Genomic DNA, 25,547 nt, shown 5'->3' with positions numbered 1-25,547 from the left:
GGCTGTCGCCGGGGCGTCGTAGGGTCGGCGCCATGACGGTCGTCGGAACTGACGGTCTGGTGCGCCCGGTGTGGGCCGCGTCCGACCCCATGCTCATGGAGTACTACGACACCGAGTGGGGCATGCCGGTCCGCGACGAGCGGGGGCTCTACGAGCGGATCTGCCTCGAGGGGTTCCAATCCGGGCTGTCGTGGGCCACGATCCTGCGCAAGCGGCCCCGGTTCCGCGAGGTCTTCGCCGACTTCGACCCCGACGTCGTGGCCGCCTACACCGAGGCCGACGTCGAGCGCCTCCTCGGCGACGCCGGCATCATCCGCCACCGCGGCAAGATCCAGGCCGCGATCTCCAACGCGCGGGCCACCATCGCGCTGCGCGAGGAGGGTGGCCTCGTCGACTTCGTCTGGTCGTTCCAGCCCACTGACACGCCCCGACCCAGCGACCACTCCGAGGTGCCGACCGTCTCCGACGAGAGCAAGGCGCTGTCGAAAGCCTTGCGCAAGAAGGGTTTCGCCTTCGTGGGGCCGACCACGATGTACGCCCTCATGGAGGCCGTCGGCATCGTCGACACGCACCTCGTCACCAGCCACCGGCGCGGCAGCAGCGGCGTCTGGCCCGCCTGACGCCGCTCGTCAGCCCTCGAGCACGGCCCGGGCGGCGTTGTGGCCCGGGATGCCGCTGACGCCGCCGCCGCGTCGGGCGCCGGCACCGGCGAGCAGCAGCGACGCGTGCGGCGTCTCGACACCCCACGTGCCCACCTCGGACTGCTGCTCGGCCCACGGCCACTGCAGCGAGCGGTGGAAGATGTTGCCGCCCGGCAGGCCGACGGACTGCTCGAGGTCGACGGGGCTCTTGACCTCGAGGCACGGGTTGCCGTCGCCGTCGCGCATGAGCACGTCCTCGATGGGCTCGGCGAGCACCGAGTCGAGCGAGCGCAGGGTCGCTTCGAGGGCCGCCTTCGTCGCCGCCTCGTTGTCCTCGCGGAAGAGCCGGGCCGGCAGGTGAAGGCCGAAGAGGGTCAGGGTCTGCGCGTCGGACGCCGCGAGCTCGGGCCCGAGGATCGAGCGGTCGCTGAGCGTGTGGCAGTAGATCTCGCACGGCGGCAGGTCGGGGACGCGCCCCGCGGCGGCCGCGGCCCACGCGTCCTCGAGCTGGCGGTAGCCCTCGTTGATGTGGAAGGTGCCGGCGAACGCCGCACGCGGGTCGGCGCCCGGTTCGCGCAGCCGCGGCAGGCGCGTCAGGAGCATGTTGACCTTGAGCTGGGCGCCCTCGACGTCGTCCTCGGTGGGCACCGGCTCGGCGCCGGTCGCGGCGAGGGCCCGGTTGAGGACCGTCGGCGCGCACGCAGCGAGCAGCGTCGTGGCCCGGGCGCTGCCGCCCGCGCTGCCGGCGTCGATGCCGCTGCCGCCCGCCCAGGTGACCTCACCCGTGGACGGGTCGACGGCCGTGACCTCGGCGCCGTTGACGATCGTCGCGCCGGCGTCGACGGCAGCCCGGGCCAGCGCGTCGGTCAGCGCGCCCATGCCGCCCACCGGCACGTCCCAGTCGCCGGTCCCGCCGCCGATGAGGTGGTAGAGGAAGCAGACGTTCTGGCGCAGGTCCTCGCCCCGCATCGAGGCGAAGGTGCCGATGAGGGCGTCGGTGGCGATGATGCCGCGCAGGGTGTCGTCATCGGTCACTGCCTCGACGAGCTCGCCGACCGGGCGGGTCGTGAGCGCGTCGAAGAGCTCGGGGTCGCCGGAGAGGGCGCGCACGTCATCGCGCGAGCGAAGCGGGTGCAGGACGGTCGGGAAGACCTTCTCGGCGAGCGTCGCCATCCGGCCGTAGAAGTCGGTCCAGCCGGCGTACGCGTCCTCGCCGCCGGTCAGCGCGCGGAACGCGGTCCGGGTGGCGTCGGCGTCGCCGTGGTCGACGAGCAGGCCGCGGGCCGGGTCGGCGGGCACCGGCGTGTACGAGGAGTACCGGCGCCGGATGAGGCGCAGGTCGAGGTCGAGGTCGGTGAGCACCTGCCGCGGCAGCAGCGAGACGAGGTAGGAGTAGCGCGACAGGCGGGCGTCGACGCCGGGGAACGCGCGGGCCGACACCGCGGCCCCGCCGACGTGCTCACCCTTCTCGAGCACGAGGACCCGTCGGCCCGCGCGGGCGAGGTAGGCGGCGGCGGTCAGGCCGTTGTGGCCGGCCCCGATGACGATGTCGTCGTAGTGCACGCGCGCCACCCTAGCCACCGCCCGTGGTCGGGCAACAGGTCCCGCGACGGGTCAGGCACCCGACCCGCAACACACCGAGAAATCGCCAACCCCCACTGGAATATCCAGTAGGGGTTGGCAGCTACTCGGTGTGTTGCGGGTGGCCTGGGGTCAGCGTGTCGTGGTGGAACCCGAGGTCGCCCGGGCGTGGGCGGCGGCTTGGCGGGCGCTCCAGGCCCGGTCGGCGGCGTCGATGCTCGCGCGGCTCGACAGGTCGACCCCGGCGCGGGCGGCCGCGGCACGCGCCCTGGCCGAGGTCAGGTCGGGGGCGCTGAAGCGCTCGGGCGTGATGGTGCGGTCGACCGACGCGTACCGGGCTGCGCCGCGGGCCAGTGCGGGTCCCGACGCCTCGGCCTGGGCGAGCGCCGCCGCCGGCGACAGCCGTACGGCGAGGCCGAAGGCCGGCTTCGTCAGGACCGCGTAGCCGTCGCGGTGCCCGGCGACGTTCGGGTGGTAGCTCTCGGTGATGGGGTTGGACAGGCCGTTGAGCCACTCGGTGCTGTCGCACACCGCGTGCCCGACGAACTTCGAGGTCGGGTTGACGAAGGTGAAGCCCTTCGACCCGGCGATCGAGGACGTCTTGCTGTTCAGCAGGTCGGCCGTGGCGTTGAGGCGGCTCTCCTCGGTCGGGCTGAACCACGTGAAGGCGTTGCAGTCCTCGCCGTTGAAGATGCGCGGGTAGCCGACGACGATGACCTTGGCGTTCGGGGCCTTGGACCGGATCGAGGTGTAGAGCGTCGTGAGCCGCCCCGGCAGGGTGTTGTTGATGATGCTCTGGGCGCCGTCGATGGCGCCGTTGCAGTCGCTCATCCAGCCCGGCTGGGCGCACTCGGTGAGCACGTCGGCGAACCCGGCGTCGTTGCCGCCGACCGAGATCGTCACGTAGGCGGTGCTGCTCGACAGCGCCGACAGCTGGGTGTTGGTCACGTCCGCGACCGTCGCGCCCGAGCACGCCCGGAAGGTCAGGGCGAGCCCGAGGCTCGACGCGTCGAGCGAGGGGTAGGCGTACACCGAGCGCTGGCACGAGGTGCCGTCGCTGATGTACGTGCGCGTGCCGGTGCCCGACGAGTAGGAGTCGCCGAGGGCGACGTAGCTCGCTCCGGCGGCCGACGCGGGGGCGCCCAGCGCGAGGGCGGTGGCTGCTGCGGTCAGGGCGATGGCTCCGGCACCGGCGAGGCGGCGACCGAGGGAAGACCTGGTACTCACGACACACTCCTTCGTGGATCGATCACTGGGAAGAGCGCGGGCGTCGACAGGTCCTCCGGCACGTCGTGTGTGCCCCTGATCACACGTCCATACCGGACGGTAGGGCCACCCGGTCCGGGCCGCGAGCCGAAGTGTCGCGGGCCGCTCCGGCGTCGAGCGCCTACGCTGACGACAGGGGTTGCTGCGCACCGTTGACGGCGACCGTGACCACAGGAGTACCGATGGGCTTCCCCGAGAACGTCCTCGCCCGGGGCGAGCGGGTCGAGCGCGACCTGCACCCGCACTGGCTGACCGTCGTCGGTCCGACGCTCGTCGGGCTCGTCGTCGTGGCCGTGTGCGTGCTCGCCGTGGTCTGGACCCCGAACGACAGCACCGGCAACACGATCCAGTGGATCGCCGTCGCGGTCCTCGTCGTCGTGGCGGTCGCGTTCGTGGTCACGCCCTACCTGCGTTGGCGCACGACGCGCTACGTCATCACCTCGCACCGGGTCATGGTGCGTCGCGGCATCCTCACCAAGACCGGCAAGGACATCACCCTGTCGAAGATCACCGACGTCAGCTTCGAGCAGACCCTTCTCGACCGGCTCATCCGCTCCGGCTCGCTGCACATCGAGTCCGCCGGCGACAGCCCCGACGAGAACCTCCGCTACATCCCGCGCAGCAACGAGGTGCAGCAGCTCATCAACCGCCTCATCGACGAGGACGACCTCCGACGCCGAGCCCACGGCCGGGGCGAGGTCGCCGACGCCTACGACGCCGGCTACGACGACGCCGGCTATGACGACGCCCGCGAGCGCGGGGCGGGCTCGGTCGACGACACGACGGTCATCCGCCAGGGTCGCCGCGACCCGCGTGACCGCCCGCCGCTGGCCGAGGAGCGCCGCCGCCCCGGTACGGCCGGCGACGACACGTACTGACGCGGAGCGCCGGCGGCAGACTCTTCTGGAGCGGGCGTCCGCGTGGCACAGTCGGTCCCATGACGAACCCGACCGACGCCTACCGCGCCTCCCGCGACCAGCTGCTCGACCTGCGGGGTGACCACGCCCGCGCCGTGGCGGAGTTCGCCTGGCCCGAGCTCGGTGACCGGTTCAGCTGGGCCGTCGACTGGTTCGACGCCATCGCCCGCGGCAACGACAAGCCGGCTCTGACGATCGTCGAGGAGGACGAGTCGTCGGCCACCGTCAGCTTCGACGAGATGGCCAGGCGGTCGGACCGGGTCGCGGCGTGGCTCGGCTCACTCGGCATCGGGCGGGGCGACTCGGTCGTGCTCATGCTCGGAAACCAGGTCGAGCTGTGGGAGACGATGCTCGGCGTCATGAAGCTCGGCGCCGTCATCGTGCCGACCACCACGGCCGTCGGGCCCGGCGACCTCGCCGACCGCATGGAGCGGGTCGCGGCGCGTGCCGTCGTGACGAACGCGTCGGAGGTGCACAAGCTCGACGACCTGCCCGGCGACTACGTGCGGGTCGCCGTCGGCGCCGACCCGGCCGGAGGCACGCTCGGGGGCTGGCACGCCTACGCCGAGGCCCACGCGTCCGACGCCGCACCGGCACCGCACCCGGGCACCGGCCCCGAGGACCGGCTCCTGCTCTACTTCACCTCGGGCACGACGAGCCGGCCCAAGCTCGTCGAGCACACCCAGCGCTCCTACCCGGTCGGCCACCTCACGACGACGTACTGGATCGGCCTGCGGCCCGGCGACGTCCACCTCAACATCAGCAGCCCGGGATGGGCCAAGCACGCGTGGTCCTCGTTCTTCGCGCCGTGGATCGCCGAGGCGACGATCTTCGTGTACAACTACGCCCGCTTCGACGCCGCGGCCCTGCTGCGCGTGCTGCGCGAGCACGCGGTGACCTCGATGTGCGCCCCGCCGACCGTGTGGCGGATGCTCATCAAGAGCGACCTGACGGGCGGTCCCGGCGCGCTGCGCGAGGTCATCGGCGCCGGCGAGCCGCTCAACCCCGAGGTCATCGCTCAGGTCGAGAAGGCGTGGGGCCTGACGATCCGCGACGGCTACGGCCAGACCGAGATGACGCTGTCGGTGGGCAACACCCCAGGGTCCGTGGTCAAGCCGGGATCGATGGGCCGGCCGCTGCCCGGCTACCCGGTCGTGGTCGTCGACCCGGTGACGAACGAGCCTGTCACGCAGGCCGATCCGGACGGCAACCGCGAGGGCGAGATCTGCCTCGACCTGTCGCAGCGGCCGGTTCCGCTCATGACCGGCTACCAGGGCGACGAGACCCGCAACGCCGAGGCGATGGCCGGCGGTTTCTACCACACGGGCGACGTCGCCTCGGTCGACGCCGAGGGCTACATCTCCTTCGTCGGGCGCACCGACGACGTCTTCAAGGCCAGCGACTACAAGATCAGCCCGTTCGAGGTCGAGTCGGTCCTCATCGAGCACCCGGCCGTCGCCGAGGCCGCCGTCGTGCCCGCCCCGGACCCCGTGCGCCTCGCCGTGCCCAAGGCCTACGTCGCGCTCGCGCCGGGCCACGAGCCGGGCGCCGACACGGCGCGCTCGATCCTGGCCCACGCCCGCGCGAAGCTCGCGCCGTGGCAGCGGGTGCGGCGCATCGAGTTCTACGAGCTGCCCAAGACGATCTCGGGCAAGATCCGCCGCGTCGAGCTGCGGGGGCGCGAGAACGACCTCGACGCATCGGGCGCGGCGCAGCCCGAGAACGAGTGGCGCGACGACCAGTTCCCCGACCTCAGGGGCTGAGCGCCAGGGAGTGACCGCCGGGAGCGACCGTCACGGGATGAGCTGCGGCGGGAGGGTCACGGTGGAGGTCGTCGGCGTCGGCGTGGCCGGCGCGGTCGACCCGCCCGGGGCGGTCGTCGCCCCGGCGCCCTCGGGAGCGGGCGCCGGCAGCGTGCGCAGCGTCGTGTCGTCGACGCGTCCGCACGTGCGCTTGGCCGGGGCGGTCTCGCCCGGCTGGGACGTCGTCTTGTCCGGCTCGTAGGAGTCGATCCGGCTGCCGCTGATGACCTCGACGCTGTCGTAGGCGGGCCGGCCCTCGAGCAGGTTGCGGAAGGTGTAGCGGGTCAGCGAGTTGAGCTCGCACGCGTTGCCGAAGGCGAGGATGTCGAAGGCGTAGGGCTGGCCGTTGAGCTCCTCGCCCTGGCCCTCGGCGTAGTGCGCCACGACCCCGCCGCCGGTGAAGGTGCCGACCTGGATGCGGTTGCCGTCGAGCTTCGGGGTGTGCATGTGCCCGTTGACGAGGATGCGGCCCTTGTCGATGCCCTGCGTGGCGTACGGCTCGTGCGCGACGACGACGTCGGGCTCGGGCTGGTCCGCCATCGTCGCGTTGTAGCGGTCGACGGCCGGCTTCTCCTTGGCGACGGGGTCCTCGTTGTCGTCGCCGAAGTAGCGCGGGTCGTTGAAGCCGGTGATGCGCAGGCCGTGGAAGGACAGCTCGCGGAGGTCGCCCTTGGCGTCCTCGAGGAGCACGACGTTGGGGATGCGACCCAGCCGGGCCACGAGGGCCCGGTCGGTCGGGGAGGACTGGTCGTGGTTGCCGCTGACGAAGACGTACGGCACGCCGAGGCCCTGGATCGAGCGGAAGATCCCGGCCGCCTCGGCCTCCTGCACGCGCCCGAAGTTGATGAGGTCGCCGCTGTCGACGACGGCGTCGATCCCCTCCTCCTCGACGATCGTCTTCATGAGGGCGTACTGGTTGGCGCCGTGGATGTCGGACACGAGCAGGATGCGCGCCGACACCGGCTCGTTGACGCTGCCCTGGACGTACTTCTGCTGCAGCGCCTGGGTGACGGCGAGCAGGTTGCGGAAGTAGGGGGTCACCTGCGCGGCGCGGGCCTCGACGTCGGCGAGCAGCCCGGCGTTGCGCTGCACGACGCCGAGGACGCCGGTGGTGCGGTACTCGGCGAACCGTGTCGGCTGGTAGGTCAGGGCGATGCCGCCGAAGGTGCCGACGAGCGCGACGACCATCGCCGAGGCGACGAACGCGACGTGGTGGCGGCGGGTGTTGCGCTGGCGGATGTAGTGCGACGCGAAGGAGAGGAGCACCGCGATCGCGAGCGCCCCGAGGAGGAAGCGGATGCCGACGCCGACCGCGGCCTGGGTGATCGCCGAGGAGATCTCCTCGCCGGACGGCTGCAGCGAGCGGATGTCGACGTTGGGCCGGGTGAAGAGGTTGGTGATCTCCTCGCGCACCGCGACCTGCACGTCGAGCCCGGGCGCGATGAGCGGCGAGGCGAAGGCGACGTCGACGTCGCCGATGATCGTGGGGGAGTGCAGGACGGGGGTGTGCCGCGGGATCGGGTCGAGGCGCAGGACGGCCCGGTACTGCGAGGTCTCGGCGACGGTCGGCGCGAGGTTCGTGGCGGCCACGCCGCCGAGGTAGCAGGCCGCGAGGACGGCGAGCCACTTGAGCACGTGCGAGCCCCGGCGCAACCAGGGGTTGTCGCCGGACCGGAGATCCCGCACGAGGTCCCGCACGCGTCGCACCGTTTCACCCTAACTGCCCGACGCGTCCGGTCCGGTGACCTGCCCGCGGCCGGCGCGAGCGGCGTTGGTGCTGCGCAGTGTCCGGCTGGACTCCGACGCGCCGACACCGTGCCGGCACCGCGCGTTCACCTGCGTCTGCTGCTATCGGGGCAGAAGGGAGGAGCCATGGGTCCAGCTCGTCGCCGCCACGTCGTCGTGGTCCTGCTCGCCGCCTACGTCCTGCTGCTCCTCTTCGGGCAGCGGGTGTTCGGCGGTGGCGCCGGGGTCGCCGTCCTCGTCGGCAGCTTCGTCGTGGGGTTCGCCTGGCTGCTCCTGCTCGTCGCTCCCTGGGCCGCGCGGGGGCGCCCGCGTCCGTGATGCGCCACCGCGACCGCCCTAGGGTGGGGGCGTGGGTGTCGAGCACCGGCCGAACCGGATCATCCTCGTGCGTCACGGCGAGTCCCTCGCCAACGTCGACGACACGATCTACGAGACGGTGCCCGACCACCGAATCGGCTTGACCGCCAAGGGGATCGAGCAGGCCCAGGCGACCGGCGCCGCCGTCCGCCAGATCATCGACGGCGACCGTGTCGACGTGTACGTGTCGCCGTACCTGCGCACCCGCCAGACGCTCGAGGCGATGGCCCTGCCCGTCGACGACCGGGACGTGCGCGTGGAACCCCGTCTGCGAGAGCAGGACTGGGCCAACTTCCAGGACCCCGCCGACATCGCCGAGCAGAAGGCGGTGCGCGACCGTTACGGCCACTTCTACTACCGTTTCAGCCACGGGGAGTCCGGCTCGGACGTCTACGACCGGGTCTCGACCTTCCTCGAGTCGATGTTCCGCAACTTCGAGACCCAGCACGCGCCGGGCGAGGTCGTCATCGTGACCCACGGCCTGACGATGCGCCTGTTCTGCATGCGCTGGTTCCACTGGAGCGTCGAGTACTTCGAGTCGCTCGAGAACCCCGGCAACGCCGAGGCCGTCGTCCTCGAGCGCCAGCCGGACTTCCGCTATCGCCTGCAGCGCCCCTTCCGCCAGTGGGACCCGTCGGTCAACCCGACCGAGCGCGAGCGCTCCTCCTGGCTCTGACGCGTCGGTGGGCTAGGTTCGGCGGGTGCCGCTGCTGCGAGACCTGGACCACGCCGACCTCGACGACCTGCTCGTCGTGCAGCGCGAGGGGGCCGTCGCCGGGATGGGGCATTTCTTCCCGCAGGAGACGCACCCGTTCCCGACCGAGCGGATCCGCGAGCGGTGGGCCCGTGAGATCGAGAGCCCCGACGTCGAGTGCTACGCCGTCGTCGAGGACGGTCGGCTCCGCGGGTTCGGGGCCCTGCGGGGCAGCGAGCTGCTGCACTTCGGCACCGCCGTCGACACGTGGGGGACCGGGCTGGCCGGGCGTGCCCACGACGAGCTGCTCGACCGGCTGCGGGCGGCCGGGCACGCCGAGGCGTCGCTGCGGGTCTTCGACGAGAACGAGCGTGGGGTGCGGTTCTACGCCCGACGCGGGTGGGTCGCCACCGACGTCACGTCACGCTCGTCGTTCGCCCCGTTCCCCGTGCTCCGACGCCACGAGCGTCGCCTCGACGACGCCTGAGCCGCCGCGGCCGTGGCCGACGTGCCGCGACAACGCGCCAGGTGGCGTCCTGTTGCGCTCCAGACGCCGCCGGTACCGCAACAACGTGCCACGTGGCGTCCTGTGGCGGTGACGGAATGGAGTCGGGTCAGAGGTACTGGCCGGTGGGACCGGGGTCGCCGGCCTCGGGCGGCAGCGAGCCGTCGTGCGGGCGCAGTCCGGGCGGCGTGCCGTAGGACGCGCCGGGCCCGGGCGGCAGGGCGCGCATCTGCTGCAGCTGCTGCTGGGCCGCCATCTGCTGGGCGACGAGGGCGGTCTGGATGCCGTGGAAGAGGCCCTCGAGCCAGCCGACGAGCTGGGCCTGGGCGATCCTCAGCTCGGCGTCGCTCGGCTCGTCCTCGCGGAACGGCAGGGCGATGCGGTCGAGCTCGGCGACGAGCTCGGGGGCGAGGCCGTCCTTGAGCTCCTCGATGGAGCGGTGGTGGATCTCGGCGAGGCGGCGGCGGCCGGCGGCGTCGAGCGGGGCGTTGCGCACCTCCTCGAGCAGCTGCTTGATCATCGACCCGATGCGCATGACCTTGGCCGGCTCCTCGACGAGGTCGGCCGGGTTGGTCGGCTCGCGCTCGTCGCGGTCGTGGCCGCGGCGCTCGCCGGAGCCGTCCGACGCGTCGCCGACCGGCGTGGCAGAGACGCCCATGCCGTCGGGGGTCACGACGACGACGCGCTGCTCGTCGCCGGTGCCGCCCTGGCCGGTGGTCGAGCCGGTGGTCGAGCCCGTGGTCGTGGCGTCGTCACTCATGCCGACCATCCTGCCTCACGGGCAGGGAGTGGGGCCCGCGCGTCCCCCGTCGGTTCGCGCGGGCCCCGGTCCTTGGGGGGACGGGCCCGGTCAGGTGGTCCGGCGGACGACGACCGGCGCCGTGCGGATCGACACCCACGCCAGTGCCCCCGCCACGACCGGCACCAGGACGACCGGCACCAGCACCTGCAGCCACGGCACGTCGATGATGACGGTGCTGTAGTCCATGCCGCTGTCGGTGTAGGTGGCGGTGAGGATGCGTGAGATGGCGACGCCTGGCGCGAGTCCGACGAGGAGGCCGAGCACTGCACCGACCAGCGCGAGGTAGACGGCCTGCGAGGCCGCGAGCGCGCGCCGCGTGCGTTTCGTGGCGCCCACGGCGGCCAGCGTGCCCAGCAGCGGCGCAGCTTCCGCCTGGCCCAGCGCCGTGGCTATGAGCGTCGCGACGAGGATGATCAAGGCGATGAGGGCGATGACGAGGGTGATGATCATCGTGTCGTCGCGTTCGTAGCCGCGCTCGACCCTCACGATCCCTTCAGCGAACCGGGCCTGCACTGCATCGCGCAGCCGCGCCTCCTGCTCCTGGGTGATGGGACCGTCCGCGCGGACCAGTGCCTGGTCGGGACCCGTCACGATGCCGAGGCGGTCTGCGACCGGTCTGGGCAGGAACACCCCGGGGCCGCCGTACCCGGCGACGACCGTGCGCAGCCACTGAGCGTGGCTCAGGGTGACCACGGGCAGGGTGACCACTTCGGGGTGCCTCGTGACGATGGTGGGAGTCGCATTCGCGTCGTAGGTGACCGAGTACCTGAACCACCGGCTCTTGCCGTCCGACACCGCGAGATCGAGGGGGCGGAGCTGGTCGAGGGCCAGCCCAGTGAACGCGGTCGCCTGCGAGGGCGGCAGCGCAGCGGCCTCGGCAGGGTCGAGCATGCCGACGGCCCCGGCGGCGAGCGCGGACCGCTGCGTGGCATCGAGACCGGCGAAGTCGGCGAGCTCGTCCACGTCGACGACGAGCGCCGGGCTGCCGGGCCAGGACGTCTCGGTCGCGACCGTCGCGCAGCGCGGCAGCGTGGGCTCCTGCGTGGAAGTCGGGGTCTGGGCGGCGAGCAGCTCGGGCGCGGTCTCGGCGAACGAGCAGCCGGGGCGGACCGCGGCGAGCCGAACGACCGCGTCCCCGACCCTCGCCGGCGGCGCCACGCGGCGCGGCTGGAGGACGTGGAGCGAGGGGTCGCCGGACGTGATGGCCCGCGTCGTCTCCTCGGCGTCGGCCGGCGTGGTCCCGGCGTAGACGATGGCCTGCCCCACGGCGATGTCGGGATGGTAGGTACGCGCCCCCCGTTCGGTGTCGGCCTGGAGCCCGACGCAGACCGTGACGAGGACCGCAGCGCTGCCCATGATGGCGGCGACGGTGGGCGTCGCACGTCCTCGCAGCCGACCCGACTCCCGTGCCGCCATGCGGGCCGGCAAAGGCAGCCGGTGGGCGACCCGAGCGCCGAGAGCGAGCACGAGGGGGACGATGAGCAGCGCGCCGACGACGATGAGCAGTACGCCGCCGAGGAAGACGAAGAAGTACCGGTCGTCGGAACGGAAGGAGGCGAACGACACCGCCGCGACGCCCACGGCCGCCATCACGGCGCCGACGACCGGCACCCGACGTCGCAGCGGCGGCGAGATGCTCTGCCCGCGCAGCACGGAGACGATGTCGATGCGTCCGAGACCTCGGCTGGGGATGAGGGCGGCCACGACCGAGCTGACGATGCCCGCCACGGTGACGATCGCGACGGCGCGCCACGACACCTGGGCCGGCCCGAAGAAGTGGGCGGGGGCGAAGCGGTGGACCACGGCCGTGGCGACAACGGCGCCGGCAACGCCGAGAACGGCCCCGCTGAGGGCGGACACCACGCCGAGGACGAACGCTTGAGCGAGGACGGTCCGGCGCAGCTGTGCCCGGGTCGCGCCGTTCGACGCCGCGAGGGCAAGGGTGTGCCGCTGCCGCGCGGCGCCGACCGCGAAGGCAGGTCCGGCCAAGAGCGACGTGAGCAGGAGCAGGCCCAACGAGGCCGCCGCCACGACGTACAGCGTCGCCAGTTCGTTGTCACCTGTTCCCGACGTGAAGCCCGTCGTGACGGACTCGGGGTGCTCCGCGACGTACCTGCTGTACGCACCGACGCCGTACTCGTTGAGCTTCTGGATCTCCGGCCACCCGATGGCGGCCGGGCGATCGACCAGCCACTGACGATCGCCGGACCCTGCGGCCGGCAGCGTGACGACCTCGACGGGGTGGACCTCGTCGACGCCCCAGGACGCATATCCCGTGCCGACCCCCACGATGGTCACGGTGCGCCAGGTGGCTGACTCCTCACCGCCCGTGCTGACGCGCAGCTCCATCGTCCCCGAGCTCGGCAGCCCCGCGGCGATTCCGAGCCCGGTCACGACCACCTCGTCGGGCCCGGTGGGCCAGCGACCGGCCTGAAGGGTCGCCCGCGGGGAGAACCAGTCTCCCGCGCCACGAGGGTCGATACCCAGCACACCGACCTGGGACCCGTGACCCGCTACCCGGGCCGTGCCCATCGACTGGGTCACCTCGCGCAGTCGAGCCCCGACGAGGCGTTCGAGGGCGGCCTGCTCGCGGCCGGGGGCATACCCCGGCACGGGCTTGGCCGGCGGCGGCTCCTGGCCGTCACGGGACCACGACGACCGCGGATCGGTCAGCTGCTGCAGGACCTGAGGGGTCGGGTCGACGAGGTAGCCCGGGCTGCTCGCGAGCTGGAGCGGCAGTCGCTCGGATGTGTCGAGGTTCTCGCTGAACCAGAGGGTGCTGCCAGCCGTGAGGAGCAGGACCGGGAGGCCGACCATGATGATGACGAGCAGGCTTCGGCCACGGTGGCGTCGGACGTCGCGGCGCGCCATCCGCAGCGACACCCGCCAGCCCGCGCGCCAGCGATCGAGGCGGCCCGCCTCGCGGCCGCCCACTTCTGCCGCGCCCACCTCAGCGGGCCTCTGCCAGAAGGGACTCCGCGCTGTCGGCGGACCCGGTCTCGTCGACGATGACGCCGTCGCGCAGGAACACGACGCGGTCCGCCCAGGCGGCGTGCCGTGCCTCGTGGGTGACGAGCAGGCCCGCAGCACCGGCGTCGCAGCGCTGCCGCAGCAGCTTGAGGACGCCCTCCCCGGTGTGCGAGTCGAGGGCGCCGGTGGGCTCGTCGGCGAGGACCAGCGTCCGCTCGCCGACGAGTGCCCGCGCGATGGCGACACGCTGCTGCTGACCGCCGGACATCTGGTCGGGGTAGCGGTCGGCGAGCTCACGCAGCTTCAGCTGGTCGAGCGCGTCGATGGCCTGGGTGCGGGCTCGACGCACCGACCACCCGTCGAGCTCGAGCGGCAGGCCGATGTTCTCGGCGGCGGTGAGGCTCGGGATGAGGTTGAGGTCCTGGAAGACGAAGCCGATGGACCGGCGACGCAGCGCCGCGAGGCCCGACGCGTCGAGCGAGGCGACGTCGACGCCCTGGACGACGACGCGTCCGCTCGTCGCGCGGTCGAGGCCGCCGGAGAGGTTGAGCAGGCTCGACTTGCCGGAGCCCGACGGGCCCATGACGGCGACGAGCTCGCCGCGGGCCACGGTGAGCGAGGCGTGGCTCAGGGCGACGACCTCGGTCTCGCCGGAGCCGTGCACCCGCGAGACGTCGTCGAGCACGAGGACGGGAGCGTCGGCGGTCACGACCGGGCCCCCTCCACGGCGGGGGAGGCGTCGGGTGCGTCGGACGCGTCGGCACCCGCCTCGCCCCGGCGTCGGAGCGTGGCCGGCGGCATCCGGGTGATGGTCGCCTCGACGTGGTCGAGCCAGCGCACCTCGGACTCGGCGGCGAAGAGGAGGTTCTCGAGGACGAGGAGCCAGGCGAGGTCGTTGGCGTCCGGCTCGTCGCTCGCGCGGCTCTTGAGGCGGGTGAGGTCGCGCAGGTGCCGCAGCGTCGCGGTGCGCTGGGTCTGCACGACGCGCGGGACGTCGACGCCGGGGGACGTGACGGCGAGTGCGAGCTTGATGACGAGCTCGTCGCGCGGCGTCGAGTCGCGGTCGACGGGCGTCAGCCACCACGACGCGGTGGCCTCGCGGCCGGCGTCGGTGAGCCGGTAGGCGATGCGGCCTTCGTCGTCGGCACCGCCGACGGCCTCGACGAGGCCGTCGCGCTCGAGCCGGGCGAGGGTCGTGTAGACCTGCCCGACGTTGAGCGGCCACGTGCCGCCGGTGCGTGCCTCGAACTCGCTGCGCAGCCGAGCGCCGTACATCGGCTCCTCGGCGAGCAGCGCGAGCAGTCCCTGCTTGACGGACATCTCCGCCTCCCCTGAATACTCGGTATCCCCTGTGGTGAGGTGAATGTATACCGAGTATCAGGGGTCCGCAAGCAGGTGCGGGACAGGCGTCAGCGGGCCCCGGCCGAGGCGAACCACGGGTGGTGCAGGTCGTGGTAGCTGACGTCGGTCATGAGCGAGGACATCTCGTCCATCATCTGCTGGGCGTCGGGCGGCGGGGTCTGCCGCTCGCCCTCGCGGGCGGCGTCCTCGGTCGTGAACGCCATGGTCTGGGTGAAGAACCCGTTCGCGTCGATCGCGATCGTGCCGCCGATGATCTCCGGACGCATCTGGCGCAGACCGTCCATCGGCTCCTCCATCGCGTGGCGGAACTTCTCGGCGTCGCTGAGCCGGCCCTGGATGACCTGGACGAAGCCGGCGTCGTCGCGGCCGCCGTCGAGCATCATCGTCACGTCGTCGCAATCGTGGAAGGTGACGTCGCCGTCGAACAGCTTCGACGTCTCCGCCCACCACGCACCCTGTTCCATGCGGCCCGAGTTGCGCTCGGCCGACTCCTTGGAGTCGAAGCGGACGACGCCGACGAACTCACCGTCGTCGGTCATGCCGTACGTGCCGCCGAGCCAGCCGGACGCGCCGGGCTCGAGCTCGTCGCGCCACCGGTCCATCTGCCGGTGGAGGGCGTCGGCATCGGTGCACCTGCCCTGGATGACCTGGATGAACACCTGGGGACCTCCCGTCGGTCGGGGGCCGCTTCCTGGCGAAGTGGTCCACCTGTCGACGGTACGCCGGGCGGCCGGGGGCGTCACCGGGACGAGTCGGACTCGGCCGGATCGTCCCGCGGCCCAGCGGGACCCGAGGTCGGCTGGGCTGCTCAGGTGGTGAGCAGCACCTTGCCGATGTGGCCCGACGCCTCGAGCTCGCGGTGCGCGTCGGCGGCCTGCTCGAGCGGGAACCGGCCGTGGATCACCGGCCGCACGACGCCCGACTCGACGAGCGGCCACACGTGCTCGCGGACCGCGGCAACGATGGCCGCCTTCTCGGTGGCGGGGCGGGAGCGCAGGCTCGTGGCGATGACGGCGCCGCGCTTGGCGAGGAGCATCCCGAGGTCGAGCTCGCCGGTGCGCCCACCCTGCAGGCCGATGGTGACGAGCCGCCCGTTGACGGCGAGCACGTCGACGTTGCGGGCGAGGTACTTGGCGCCCATGTTGTCGAGGACGACGTCTGCGCCGTGGCCGTTCGAGCCGGCGCGGACCTCCTCGACGAAGTCCTGCTCCCGGTAGTTGACGAGCACCTCGGCGCCGAGCTCGCGACACGCGTCGAGCTTGGCCTGCGACCCGGCGGTGACGGCGACGTGCGCACCGACGGCCTTGGCCAGCTGGATCGCCATGGTGCCGATGCCCGAGCTGCCGCCGTGCACGAGCAGCCACTGGCCGGGCTGGATGTTGGCGGTGAGGAAGACGTTGGACCACACGGTGCACGCGACCTCGGGCAGGCCCGCCGCGTCGACGAGGTCGACACCGCGCGGGGCGGGGAGCAGCTGCCCGGCCGCGACGGCGACCTGCTCGGCGTAGCCGCCTCCCTCGAGCAGCGCGCAGACCTCGTCGCCGACCGACCAGCCCGTGACACCCTCGCCGAGGGCCGCTACGTGTCCGCTGACCTCGAGCCCGGGCAGCTCGCTCGCGCCCTTCGGCGGTGGGTAGTGCCCCAGGCGCTGCATGACGTCGGCCCGGTTGACGCCGGCGGCGACGACGTCGACGAGCACCTGGCCGGGGCCGGCCACGGGGGCGGGCACGTCGGCGGGGACGAGGGCGTCGGCGTCGCCGAACTCCGGGACCGTGATCGCGCGCATGGGGCCGAGCCTAGCGACGCGGCAGCGGCGTCAACGGGCCGGGCTGAGGCGTCGGGCGACGTCGTCGGCGGCCGACCGGGCGCGCGCGACGAGGTCGGCGACGTGCTCGGGGGAGGACTCGGCGGTGCGGAAGGTGACGGCGATCGCCGCGAGCGGACGCCCCCCGCGGCCGAGGACCGGCACGGCGACCGAGGACAGGTCGGGCGTCACCGTGCCCTCCTCGCGGGCGTGGCCGTCGGCGCGACAACGGGTGAGCACGCCCCGCAGCTCCGCGAGGGAGCGGGGGCCGGTGCCGTGGCGCTGCACGAACGCCCCGCGGTCAGGGTAGAGGGCGCGCACCTGGGTGCCGGGCAGCGCGGCGAGCATCGCGAGCCCGGACGCCGTCAGGTGGGCCGGCAGGCGCACGCCGACGTCGGTGACGAGCATCGGCTGCCCGGGCGCGCGCTCCTCGAGCAGGTAGATGACGTCGCGCCCGTCGAGCGTCGCGAAGTGGGCGTTGCGCCCGGACCGGTCGACGAGCCGACGCATCGGGCCGCGCGCCACGCGGGCCAGTGGTGCCTGGCGCTGGTAGGCCGAGCCGAGCTCGTAGGCGGCCTGCCCGAGGCCGTACCGACGCTCCTCGACGTAGTGCGTGACGTAGCCGCGCTCGAGGAGCACCTTGAGCAGGTGGTAGACCGAGCTGCGGGGCAGGCCGAGGTCGCGGGCGATCGAGGCCGCGGGCACCGGCTCGGCGTGGCGCGACAGGTGCTCGAGCACGTCGAGCGCGTTGGCGGCGGCCGGGGCGTTCGACACGCGTCCACCACCTCCTCGGGGCCGGGTGCGAGGCCGGGTGCAAGGTCGGGTGCGAGGTCGGCGAACGTCTCGCATCCGAGACGATTGTGCTCCCCGCAACGCGTTCGCACCAGTCGGGACGCGGTTCCATGGAGCCATGAACGCAGCGCTGCCCGGCACCCCCTCGGTCGCCCCCGCCCCGGTGTCCTCCGACGTCACCGTCACCGTCGGCACCGGACCGCTCACCATCGAGGAGGTCGTCGCCGTCGCCCGTCACGGCGCGCGCGTCGCGCTCTCCGACGAGGCGCAGGCCGAGATCGCGCGCAGCCGCTCCGTCGTCGAGGCCCTGGCCGACGACCCGATCCCGCACTACGGCGTGTCCACCGGCTTCGGCGCCCTCGCCACGCGGCACATCCCCACCGACCTGCGCGCCCAGCTCCAGCGCTCCCTCGTGCGCTCGCACGCCGCCGGCACCGGCGACGAGGTCGAGCGTGAGGTCGTCCGCGCCCTCATGCTGCTGCGCCTGTCGACCCTCGCCACCGGCCGCACCGGCGTGCGCCTCGAGACCGCCCGGGCCTACGCCGCGGTGCTGTCCGCCGGCATCACGCCCGTCGTCCACGAGTACGGGTCGCTCGGCTGCTCGGGCGACCTCGCCCCGCTGTCGCACTGCGCGCTCGCCGTCATGGGCGAGGGTCCGGTCCGCCTCGCCGACGGCACCCTGGCCGACGCCGCGACCGCGCTGCGCGACAACGGGATCGAGCCGATCGTCCTGGCCGAGAAGGAGGGCCTGGCCCTCATCAACGGCACCGACGGCATGCTCGGGATGCTCTGCCTCGCCATCGACGACCTGCGCCACCTGCTGCGCGTCGCCGACGTGTCTGCGGCCATGAGCGTCGAGGGCCTGCTCGGCACCGACGACGTGTTCGCCGCCGACCTCCACGCACTGCGCCCCCAGCCGGGCCAGGCTGCCGCGGCCGCGAACATCCTTGCGGTCATGGCGAACTCGCCGATCCGCGAGTCGCACCGCACCGAGGAGTGCACCCGCGTGCAGGACGCGTACTCGCTGCGCTGCGCGCCCCAGGTGCACGGCGGCGCCCGCGACACCGTCGAGCACGCCGTGCGCGTCGCGTCGGCCGAGCTGGCCTCCGCCGTCGACAACCCCGTCGTGACGCCCGACGGCCGCGTCGAGTCCAACGGCAACTTCCACGGCGCCCCGGTCGCCTACGTCCTCGACTTCCTCTCCATCGTCGCGGCCGACGTCGCCTCGATGGCCGAGCGGCGCACCGACCGCTTCCTCGACGCCGCCCGCAACCACGGGCTCCCGCCGTTCCTCGCCGACGACCCCGGCGTCGACTCGGGCCTCATGATCGCCCAGTACACGCAGGCCGCGATGGTCTCGGAGATGAAGCGCCTCGCCGTGCCGGCGTCGGTCGACTCCATCCCGAGCTCGGCGATGCAGGAGGACCACGTGTCGATGGGCTGGTCGGCCGCGCGCAAGCTGCGCCGGTCGGTCGACGCCCTCGGACGGGTCCTCGCCGTCGAGCTGCTCACCGCGGCGCGCGGCATCCAGCTGCGTGCGCCGCTGGCGCCGGCACCGGCCACGGCGGCCGCCATCGCCGCCCTCGACGCCGTCGCCACGACCGCCCCCGGCCCCGACCGGTTCCTCGCCCCCGACATCGAGGGCGCCCGCGCCGCGGTGGTGGACCGTTCGGTCCTCGCCGCCGTCGAGGCCGTCACCGGCCCCCTCAACTGACACCTCGTTCCTGAACGACCCTGACGCACAAGGAGATCCCCATGGAAGGTGCACGTCCGGTCCGCGCCGCGCGCGGTATGCAGCTGACGGCGCAGTCGTGGGCCACCGAGGCCCCGCTGCGGATGCTCATGAACAACCTCGACCCCGAGGTGGCCGAGCGCCCCGACGACCTCGTCGTCTACGGCGGCACCGGCCGCGCCGCGCGCGACTGGAAGTCGTTCGACGCCATGGTCCGCACCCTGACGACGCTCAAGCAGGACGAGACGATGCTCGTCCAGAGCGGCCGCCCGGTCGGCGTCATGCAGACCCACGAGTGGGCGCCGCGCGTGCTCATCGCCAACTCCAACCTCGTCGGTGACTGGGCCACGTGGCCGGAGTTCCGCCGCCTCGAGCACCTCGGCCTGACGATGTACGGCCAGATGACTGCCGGGTCGTGGATCTACATCGGCACCCAGGGCATCGTGCAGGGCACCTACGAGACCTTCGCCGCGGTGGCCGAGAAGCGCTTCGGCGGCACCCTCGCCGGCACGCTGACCCTCACCGGTGGCTGCGGCGGGATGGGCGGCGCGCAGCCCCTCGCCGTGACCCTCAACGACGGCGCCTGCCTCATCGTCGACGTCGACCCGGCCCGCCTGCACCGCCGCGTCGAGCACCGCTACCTCGACGAGGTGGCCGACAACCTCGACGACGCGATCGAGAAGGCCCTCGCGGCCAAGCGCGAGCGTCGCGGCTGGTCGGTCGGCGTCGTCGGCAACGCCGCCGAGGTCTTCCCCGAGCTGCTGCGCCGCGGCGTCGAGATCGACATCGTCACCGACCAGACCTCCGCGCACGACCCGCTGTCCTACCTGCCCGAGGGCGTCTCGCTCGAGGACTGGGCCGAGTACGCCGAGAAGAAGCCCGAGGACTTCACCGACCGCGCCCGCGCCTCGATGGCCAAGCACGTCAAGGCGATGGTCGAGTTCCAGGACGCCGGCGCCGAGGTGTTCGACTACGGCAACTCGATCCGCGACGAGGCCCGCCAGGGCGGCTACGACCGCGCCTTCGAGTTCCCCGGCTTCGTCCCGGCCTACATCCGCCCGCTCTTCTGCGAGGGCAAGGGCCCGTTCCGCTGGGCGGCCCTCTCGGGCGACCCCAAGGACATCGCGGCCACCGACAAGGCTGTGCTCGACCTCTTCCCCGACAACGACCGCCTCCACAAGTGGATCCGCGGCGCGCAGGAGCGGATCGCCTTCCAGGGCCTGCCCGCCCGCATCTGCTGGCTCGGCTACGGCGAGCGCGACAAGGCCGGCCTGGCCTTCAACGAGCTCGTCCGCACCGGCGAGGTCAGCGCCCCCATCGTCATCGGCCGCGACCACCTCGACTCGGGATCGGTCGCGAGCCCCTACCGCGAGACCGAGGCCATGGCCGACGGCTCCGACGCCATCGCCGACTGGCCGCTGCTCAACGCCCTCGTCAACACCAGCTCGGGCGCGAGCTGGGTGTCGATCCACCACGGTGGCGGCGTCGGCATCGGCCGCAGCCTCCACGCCGGCCAGGTGTCCCTCGCCGACGGCACCGACCTGGCGGCGCAGAAGCTGGCCCGCGTGCTGACGAACGACCCCGGCATGGGCGTCATCCGGCACGTCGACGCCGGTTACGAGATCGCCGACCGGGTCGCCCACGAGCGCGGCGTCCGCATCCCCATGCAGGAGGGCTGAGCCGCAGTGCCTCAGCGCGGTCGACGCACCCGGATCGGGCCCGTGGCCCGGCTCGGGTCGACGACGCGCCCGCCCTGCGTGATCTCGGCGCGCCCGGCGGCCACGAGCCGCCGGGCCGCCATCCGCGCCGGCTCCATGAGCGCGCGCCACTGCTCCGGGTCGTCGTCGGTGGCGCTCCCACCGCCGGCGACGGCCCGGGCCACCTCGCTCGGGCACACCGACGCGTCCCGGGCGCGGGCGTCGAGGAGGTCCTCCAGCGTCGCCTCCAGCTGCCGGTCCACCGCGGTGACGCCGTGGCGGCGGCACGCGTCGGAGCACCAGCGCACGTCGTCCCAGTCGCGCTCCCACGCCTTGCGCCACGTGATGGTGCGGCCGCAGCGGGCGCACGGCTTGGTGGGCAGCGGCGGGCGCGGCCGGCGTGACATGGGGCCAGTCTGCGCCCCGATGCCTGCCTCAGCGGTCCTTGCGGACCTCCTCGTCGGAGATGTCGGCCACGGTCGCCCCGAAGACGCGGATGACGTCGTCGCCGGCGAGGGTCAGCCCGACGCCGTGCGCGCCGCCGCCGATCGAGATGCGGCGCCCGACGAGGTGGCTGTCGGCGATGACCGGCAGCGGCGTGGCCGACCCGAACGGGGTGATGGTGCCGCGCTCGTAGCCGGTCACGGCCCTCGCGGCGTCGGCGTCGGGCATCGAGATGCGGTTGGTGCCGAGCAGGGCGCGCACCTTGGCCCACGAGAACGTTCGGTCGCCCGGGACGAGCACGAACACGTGGTCGTCCTCGGCCCGGCGCACCACGAGGGTCTTGATGAGGTCGCGCGGCTCGATGCCCCGGGCGGCGGCCGCCTCCTCGAGGCTGCGCACCCGGCCGTGCCGCGTCGCCGTGAACTCGATGCCCGCGGCACGCGCGGCGTCGACCGCTGGCGTGCGGATCTCCCCGGACTCACTACGCTCGGCGGTGTCATCACGGTCAGGGGTGTCTGGTGCGGCGTCGGGGGACATGTTCGACAGCCTAGGTTCGCGGGTCGGTGCACGGCACCGGCGATGCAGGACCGAGGCAGGAATGACGAGGTGACGAGGTGACGACGAGCTTCGACCGGATGTGGGCCGACCTCCAGCCGGTGGGCCGACATGACGGCACAGGCGGGTACCGGCGCTACGCGTGGACCCGCACCGACGACGACCTGCGCGAGTGGTTCGCGGCCGAGTGCCGGGCCCGCGGGCTCGCGGTCGTCGAGGACCGCGCCGGCAACCAGTGGGCCTGGTGGGGCGACCCCGACACGACGCCGGGCGTCGTCATCGGCTCGCACCTCGACTCGGTGCCCGACGGCGGCGCCTTCGACGGCCCGCTCGGGGTCGTCAGCGCCCTCGCCGTGGTCGACGACCTGCGGGCGGCCGGCGTCGAGAAGCCCGACGTGCCCCTCGGCGTCGTCAACTTCGTCGACGAGGAGGGTGCCCGCTTCGGGGTCGCCTGCGCCGGCTCGCGCCTCATCACCGGCGAGCTCGACGCCGACCGCGCCCGCGGGCTCGCCGACGGCGACGGCGTCACGATGGCCGAGGCCTGGCAGAAGGCCGGCCGCGACCCCGCCGCCATGGGGCCCGACCCCGAGGCGGTGCGCCGCGTGGGCCGGTTCGTCGAGCTGCACATCGAGCAGGGCAAGGCGCTCGCCCTCGCCCCCGACGGCACCGACGACCTCTCCGACGACGCGCGCGCCGTGGCCATCGGCACCGACATCTGGCCGCACGGCCGCTGGCGCATCGACCTGCCCGGCGAGGCCAACCACGCCGGCACCACCCGCCTCGAGGACCGCCGCGACGCGATGATCGCCCTCGCCGACGTCGTGCACGCCGCCCGCTCCTACGCGACGGCGCTCGGCTGCGTCGCCACGGTCGGCAAGCTCGTCGTCGAGCCCGGTGGGGTCAACGCCGTCCCGAGCCACGTCACGGCCTGGCTCGACGCCCGTGGCCGCTCCGAGCACGCGGTGCGCGCGGTCGTCGAGGCCGTCGGCGCCGACGCCATGCGCACCGGCGGCGAGACGACCATCGAGTCGTGGACGCCGCCGACGACCTTCGACGCAGGCCTCGTCGACGAGCTGCGGGCCGTGCTGCCCGACGCGCCCCTGCTCGGCACCGGCGCCGGCCACGACGCGGGCATCCTCGCCACCCACGGCGTCCCCTCGGCGATGCTGTTCGTGCGCAACCCGACCGGGGTGTCGCACTCGCCGAAGGAGTCCGCGTACCTCGACGACTGCCACCACGGCGTCAGCGCCCTCACGGCCGTGGTCTCTGCCCTCACCACCCGGAAGGACACCCCTCGATGACTTCGTTCTGGTGCGAGAGTGCTTGGCTGACAGGCGGTTTCGCCCACCGTGTCAGGCTGGTCACCGCCGACGGCTACTTCAAGGAGGTCCTCGTCGACGCCGACCCCGAACCGGGCGACGTGCGGCTCGCGGGCGTCACCCTGCCCGGCATGGCCAACACCCACAGCCACGCCTTCCACCGGGCGCTGCGCGGACGCGTCAACGGAGGCGGCGGCAACTTCTGGAGCTGGCGCGAGCAGATGTACGCCGCGGCCGAGAAGCTCAACCCCGACACCTACTTCACGCTCGCGCGGGCCGTGTTCGCCGAGATGGTGCAGGCCGGGTTCACCGTCGTCGGCGAGTTCCACTACGTGCACCACCGGCCGGGCGGCCACCCCTACCGCGACCCCAACGCGATGGGCCTGGCCGTGCGCCAGGCCGCCGAGGAGGCCGGCATCCGCCTCACGCTCCTCGACACGTGCTACCTCGAGGGCGGCCTCAACGGCGGCGGTCACGTCGAGCTGCACCCCGGGCAGCTGCGGTTCAGTGACGGCACCGTCGACGCGTGGGCCGAGCGGATGGCCTCGCGCCCCGCCCCGACCGACCGGGTCCGGCTCGGCGCCGCGATCCACTCGGTGCGCGCCGTGCGCCGCGAGGACCTGCCCAAGGTCGTCGAGGCGGCCGGCGACCTGCCGCTGCACGTGCACCTGTCCGAGCAGCCGGGGGAGAACCTCGCCTGCCAGATGTACTACGGCTGCACGCCCACCGAGCTGCTCGACGGCGCCGGGGCGCTCGGCCCCGACCTCACGAGCATCCACGCGACGCACCTGACCGAGCACGACATCGACCTGCTCGGCGGCACCGGCACGGGCGCCTGCATCTGCCCGACGACCGAGCGCGACCTCGCCGACGGCCTCGGGATGTCGCGGGCGCTGCACGACGCCGGCAGCCCGATCTCGCTCGGCTCGGACCAGAACGTCATCATCGACCCCTTCGTCGAGCTGCGCGGCATCGAGATGCACGAGCGGCTCCTGACCAACGAGCGCGACCGGTTCTCGGCCAACGACCTGCTCCTCGCCGCCTCGTTCAACGGCTACCGGGCCCTCGGCTGGTCCGACGGCGGCCACCTGAGCAAGGGCGCCCTCGCCGACTTCGTCACGGTGCGCACCGACACGGTCAACACGGCCGGGTCCAACCACGACCAGATCATCTACTCGTGCGCGGCCTCCGACGTGTCGACGGTCGTCGTCGGCGGCGAGGTCGTCGTCAATGACGGGCACCACCGCATCGGCGACGTCGGCCGGCTGCTCGGCGGCGCCATCGAGCGGCTCAGCGCCGGGGTGCCCAGCGGCGTCCACGGTGGTGTGCACGCGTGAGCCTGCTCCTCACCGGGATCGCCGAGCTGACGACGAACGACCCCACGGTCTCGGACTCGCTTGCCGCACAGGCCGATTCGGGCGACCGACTGCTGGGCATCATCCGCGACGCCGCGGTGGTGGTCTCGGACGCCGGGCTGGTCGAGTGGGTCGGCCGAGCTGCCGACGCGCCGGCGGCCGACGCGTCGCGCGACCTCGGTGGCCGCGCCGTCATCCCGGGGTTCGTCGACTCGCACACCCACCTTGTGTTCGCCGGCGACCGCTCGGCCGAGTTCGCGGCGCGGATGACCGGCACGCCCTACGACGGCGGCGGCATCCGGGTGTCCGTCGAGGCGACGCGGTCGGCCACCGACGCCGACCTGCTCGCGCTCGTGCGGGGCCGGGTCGCCGAGATGCGCGCCCAGGGCACGACGACGGTCGAGATCAAGAGCGGCTACGGCCTGACCCTCGAGGACGAGGTGCGGGCGCTGCGCATCGCCCGGGCGGTCACCCCGCACACGACGTTCCTCGGCGCCCACGTCGTGCCGCCGGAGTACGCGTCCGACCGGGCCGGCTACGTCGACCTCGTCACCGGCGCGATGCTCGATGCCGTTGCGCCACAGGGCGGCCCGGCCCTCGCCGAGAGCATCGACGTGTTCTGCGAGCCGCACTCGGCGCACGCCTTCGACGGCGAGGAGTCGCGAGCCGTGCTCACGGCCGGGCGCGACCGCGGCCTGCGTCTGCGCGTCCACGGCAACCAGCTCGGCCACGGCCCCGGCGTCCGGCTCGCCTGCGAGCTCGGCGCGGCCAGCGTCGACCACTGCACGTACCTGTCCGACGCCGACGTCGAGGCCCTCGTCGACGCGCGCGGCACCACGGTGGCGACCCTGCTGCCCGGCGTCGAGTTCTCGACCCGCTCGCCCTACCCCGACGCCCGCCGGCTCATCGACGCCGGGGTCGAGGTCGCGCTCGCCTCCGACTGCAACCCAGGCACCTGCTACTCCTCGTCGATGCCGTTCGCCATCGCCCTCGCGGTCCGCGAGATGGGGATGACCCCGGCCGAGGCGCTGCACGCGGCCACGGCGGTGTCGGCACGCTCGCTGGGACTCGACCGACGCGTCGCGCCCGGGCAGCCCGCCGAGCTCGCGGTCGTCGACGGCCCGAGCCACCTGCACCTGTCCTACCGCGCCGGCGTCCCGCTCGTCCGCGCCCTCGACCTCTGACGCGTCGGGCCCACGCGTCGGG

General features: G+C 73.3%; 23 protein-coding genes. 11 read left to right on the top strand and 12 right to left on the bottom strand.

What is annotated here, in order from left to right:
* Nucleotides 1-32 precede the first annotated feature (32 nt).
* Entirely contained in the window at nucleotides 33-620 is a 588-nt protein-coding gene (locus tag BIV28_RS13860; protein ID WP_076262779.1) for a DNA-3-methyladenine glycosylase I, read from the top strand.
* Nucleotides 621-629: 9 nt separating this feature from the next.
* Here the strand turns inward: BIV28_RS13860 and BIV28_RS13855 are convergent, their stop codons facing one another.
* Nucleotides 630-2,204 carry a phytoene desaturase family protein gene (locus BIV28_RS13855; RefSeq protein WP_083707348.1) on the bottom strand — a complete coding sequence of 525 codons (1,575 nt, stop codon included), beginning with the start codon at nucleotides 2,202-2,204 and terminating at the stop codon, nucleotides 630-632.
* 150 nt (nucleotides 2,205-2,354) lie between these two features.
* Nucleotides 2,355-3,449, bottom strand: coding sequence for an SGNH/GDSL hydrolase family protein (locus tag BIV28_RS13850; protein WP_076262775.1), 1,095 nt, complete (start codon nucleotides 3,447-3,449; stop codon nucleotides 2,355-2,357).
* A 221-nt stretch (nucleotides 3,450-3,670) separates the two neighbouring features.
* Here BIV28_RS13850 and BIV28_RS13845 point away from each other — a divergent pair, with 221 nt between their 5' ends.
* Entirely contained in the window at nucleotides 3,671-4,366 is a 696-nt protein-coding gene (locus BIV28_RS13845) for a PH domain-containing protein (protein WP_076262773.1), read from the top strand.
* A gap of 59 nt (nucleotides 4,367-4,425) precedes the next feature.
* Entirely contained in the window at nucleotides 4,426-6,168 is a 1,743-nt protein-coding gene (locus BIV28_RS13840; protein ID WP_076262771.1) for an AMP-binding protein, read from the top strand.
* A gap of 30 nt (nucleotides 6,169-6,198) precedes the next feature.
* On the opposite strand, the gene BIV28_RS13835 is transcribed toward BIV28_RS13840, so the two are convergent.
* Nucleotides 6,199-7,914, bottom strand: coding sequence for a metallophosphoesterase family protein (locus tag BIV28_RS13835; RefSeq protein WP_242653022.1), 1,716 nt, complete (start codon nucleotides 7,912-7,914; stop codon nucleotides 6,199-6,201).
* Between the two features lie 165 nt (nucleotides 7,915-8,079).
* Between BIV28_RS13835 and BIV28_RS20055 the strand changes: the two genes are divergently transcribed.
* Genes BIV28_RS20055 through BIV28_RS13825 form a run of 3 tightly spaced genes read left to right on the top strand, consistent with a single transcriptional unit; the run spans nucleotide 8,080 to nucleotide 9,491 of the window.
* Nucleotides 8,080-8,271: a hypothetical protein gene (locus tag BIV28_RS20055; RefSeq protein WP_207555989.1), complete on the top strand. Its 192-nt coding sequence runs from the start codon at nucleotides 8,080-8,082 to the stop codon at nucleotides 8,269-8,271.
* A gap of 31 nt (nucleotides 8,272-8,302) precedes the next feature.
* Nucleotides 8,303-8,986, top strand: coding sequence for a histidine phosphatase family protein (locus BIV28_RS13830; protein WP_076262769.1), 684 nt, complete (start codon nucleotides 8,303-8,305; stop codon nucleotides 8,984-8,986).
* Nucleotides 8,987-9,011: 25 nt separating this feature from the next.
* Entirely contained in the window at nucleotides 9,012-9,491 is a 480-nt protein-coding gene (locus BIV28_RS13825) for a GNAT family N-acetyltransferase (RefSeq protein ID WP_076262767.1), read from the top strand.
* A 127-nt stretch (nucleotides 9,492-9,618) separates the two neighbouring features.
* Here BIV28_RS13825 and BIV28_RS13820 read toward each other — a convergent pair whose 3' ends face one another.
* The 7 genes from BIV28_RS13820 to BIV28_RS13790 all read right to left on the bottom strand — a co-directional run bounded on the left by BIV28_RS13820 (nucleotide 9,619) and on the right by BIV28_RS13790 (nucleotide 17,221).
* On the bottom strand, nucleotides 9,619-10,269 hold the full coding sequence (locus tag BIV28_RS13820; protein WP_076262765.1) for a bacterial proteasome activator family protein: 651 nt from the start codon (nucleotides 10,267-10,269) through the stop codon (nucleotides 9,619-9,621).
* A 90-nt stretch (nucleotides 10,270-10,359) separates the two neighbouring features.
* On the bottom strand, nucleotides 10,360-13,260 hold the full coding sequence (locus tag BIV28_RS13815) for an FtsX-like permease family protein (RefSeq protein WP_207555988.1): 2,901 nt from the start codon (nucleotides 13,258-13,260) through the stop codon (nucleotides 10,360-10,362).
* Between the two features lies 1 nt (nucleotide 13,261).
* Entirely contained in the window at nucleotides 13,262-13,990 is a 729-nt protein-coding gene (locus BIV28_RS13810; RefSeq protein WP_076262761.1) for an ABC transporter ATP-binding protein, read from the bottom strand.
* Complete coding sequence (locus BIV28_RS13805) at nucleotides 13,987-14,601, bottom strand: PadR family transcriptional regulator (RefSeq protein ID WP_076262759.1); 615 nt, start codon at nucleotides 14,599-14,601, stop codon at nucleotides 13,987-13,989. The genes BIV28_RS13810 and BIV28_RS13805 overlap by 4 nt, the downstream gene beginning before the upstream one ends.
* Before the next feature lie 89 nt (nucleotides 14,602-14,690).
* Nucleotides 14,691-15,302 (bottom strand): hypothetical protein, encoded by a 612-nt coding sequence (locus BIV28_RS13800; RefSeq protein ID WP_076262757.1) that lies wholly within the window; start codon nucleotides 15,300-15,302, stop codon nucleotides 14,691-14,693.
* 149 nt (nucleotides 15,303-15,451) lie between these two features.
* Nucleotides 15,452-16,429: an NAD(P)H-quinone oxidoreductase gene (locus BIV28_RS13795; RefSeq protein ID WP_076262755.1), complete on the bottom strand. Its 978-nt coding sequence runs from the start codon at nucleotides 16,427-16,429 to the stop codon at nucleotides 15,452-15,454.
* Nucleotides 16,430-16,459: 30 nt separating this feature from the next.
* A complete protein-coding gene (locus BIV28_RS13790; RefSeq protein ID WP_076262753.1) occupies nucleotides 16,460-17,221 on the bottom strand; it encodes an IclR family transcriptional regulator in 762 nt (253 codons plus the stop codon).
* Between the two features lie 136 nt (nucleotides 17,222-17,357).
* Here BIV28_RS13790 and hutH point away from each other — a divergent pair, with 136 nt between their 5' ends.
* Nucleotides 17,358-18,953 carry a histidine ammonia-lyase gene (gene hutH, locus BIV28_RS13785; RefSeq protein WP_076262751.1) on the top strand — a complete coding sequence of 532 codons (1,596 nt, stop codon included), beginning with the start codon at nucleotides 17,358-17,360 and terminating at the stop codon, nucleotides 18,951-18,953.
* A gap of 41 nt (nucleotides 18,954-18,994) precedes the next feature.
* The gene (hutU, locus tag BIV28_RS13780) at nucleotides 18,995-20,650 is read left to right on the top strand and encodes a urocanate hydratase (protein ID WP_076262748.1); all 1,656 of its coding nucleotides are present in this window, start codon (nucleotides 18,995-18,997) and stop codon (nucleotides 20,648-20,650) included.
* 11 nt (nucleotides 20,651-20,661) lie between these two features.
* On the opposite strand, the gene BIV28_RS13775 is transcribed toward hutU, so the two are convergent.
* Nucleotides 20,662-21,075, bottom strand: coding sequence for a DUF2256 and DUF3253 domain-containing protein (locus BIV28_RS13775; protein WP_076262746.1), 414 nt, complete (start codon nucleotides 21,073-21,075; stop codon nucleotides 20,662-20,664).
* 28 nt (nucleotides 21,076-21,103) lie between these two features.
* Nucleotides 21,104-21,649 (bottom strand): aminoacyl-tRNA deacylase, encoded by a 546-nt coding sequence (locus BIV28_RS13770; RefSeq protein ID WP_083707347.1) that lies wholly within the window; start codon nucleotides 21,647-21,649, stop codon nucleotides 21,104-21,106.
* Between the two features lie 77 nt (nucleotides 21,650-21,726).
* Here BIV28_RS13770 and BIV28_RS13765 point away from each other — a divergent pair, with 77 nt between their 5' ends.
* The 3 genes from BIV28_RS13765 to hutI are packed head-to-tail and all read left to right on the top strand — an operon-like array spanning nucleotide 21,727 to nucleotide 25,525.
* Nucleotides 21,727-22,968: an allantoate amidohydrolase gene (locus BIV28_RS13765; RefSeq protein ID WP_278247779.1), complete on the top strand. Its 1,242-nt coding sequence runs from the start codon at nucleotides 21,727-21,729 to the stop codon at nucleotides 22,966-22,968.
* Entirely contained in the window at nucleotides 22,965-24,323 is a 1,359-nt protein-coding gene (locus BIV28_RS13760) for a formimidoylglutamate deiminase (protein ID WP_076262744.1), read from the top strand. The genes BIV28_RS13765 and BIV28_RS13760 overlap by 4 nt, the downstream gene beginning before the upstream one ends.
* Nucleotides 24,320-25,525: an imidazolonepropionase gene (gene hutI / locus BIV28_RS13755; protein ID WP_076262742.1), complete on the top strand. Its 1,206-nt coding sequence runs from the start codon at nucleotides 24,320-24,322 to the stop codon at nucleotides 25,523-25,525. The genes BIV28_RS13760 and hutI overlap by 4 nt, the downstream gene beginning before the upstream one ends.
* The last annotated feature ends 22 nt before the right edge of the window (nucleotides 25,526-25,547 follow it).

It is taken from the genome of Intrasporangium flavum (genome assembly GCF_001956915.1).
GTDB lineage: Bacteria > Actinomycetota > Actinomycetes > Actinomycetales > Dermatophilaceae > Monashia > Monashia flava.
This window is presented reverse-complemented; position numbering and strand designations above follow the sequence as displayed.

Excerpts from the sequence above, each read along its gene's own strand:
- hutU (WP_076262748.1), top strand. The coding sequence starts at position 18,995 with ATGGAAGGTGCACGTCCGGTCCGCGCCGCGCGCGGTATGCAGCTGACG.
- BIV28_RS20055 (WP_207555989.1), top strand. The coding sequence starts at position 8,080 with ATGGGTCCAGCTCGTCGCCGCCACGTCGTCGTGGTCCTGCTCGCCGCC.
- BIV28_RS13760 (WP_076262744.1), top strand. The coding sequence starts at position 22,965 with ATGACTTCGTTCTGGTGCGAGAGTGCTTGGCTGACAGGCGGTTTCGCC.
- BIV28_RS13775 (WP_076262746.1), bottom strand. The coding sequence starts at position 21,075 with ATGTCACGCCGGCCGCGCCCGCCGCTGCCCACCAAGCCGTGCGCCCGC.
- BIV28_RS13805 (WP_076262759.1), bottom strand. The coding sequence starts at position 14,601 with ATGTCCGTCAAGCAGGGACTGCTCGCGCTGCTCGCCGAGGAGCCGATG.
- BIV28_RS13860 (WP_076262779.1), top strand. The coding sequence starts at position 33 with ATGACGGTCGTCGGAACTGACGGTCTGGTGCGCCCGGTGTGGGCCGCG.
- hutH (WP_076262751.1), top strand. The coding sequence starts at position 17,358 with ATGAACGCAGCGCTGCCCGGCACCCCCTCGGTCGCCCCCGCCCCGGTG.
- BIV28_RS13840 (WP_076262771.1), top strand. The coding sequence starts at position 4,426 with ATGACGAACCCGACCGACGCCTACCGCGCCTCCCGCGACCAGCTGCTC.
- BIV28_RS13820 (WP_076262765.1), bottom strand. The coding sequence starts at position 10,269 with ATGAGTGACGACGCCACGACCACGGGCTCGACCACCGGCTCGACCACC.
- BIV28_RS13845 (WP_076262773.1), top strand. The coding sequence starts at position 3,671 with ATGGGCTTCCCCGAGAACGTCCTCGCCCGGGGCGAGCGGGTCGAGCGC.
- BIV28_RS13795 (WP_076262755.1), bottom strand. The coding sequence starts at position 16,429 with ATGCGCGCGATCACGGTCCCGGAGTTCGGCGACGCCGACGCCCTCGTC.
- BIV28_RS13770 (WP_083707347.1), bottom strand. The coding sequence starts at position 21,649 with ATGTCCCCCGACGCCGCACCAGACACCCCTGACCGTGATGACACCGCC.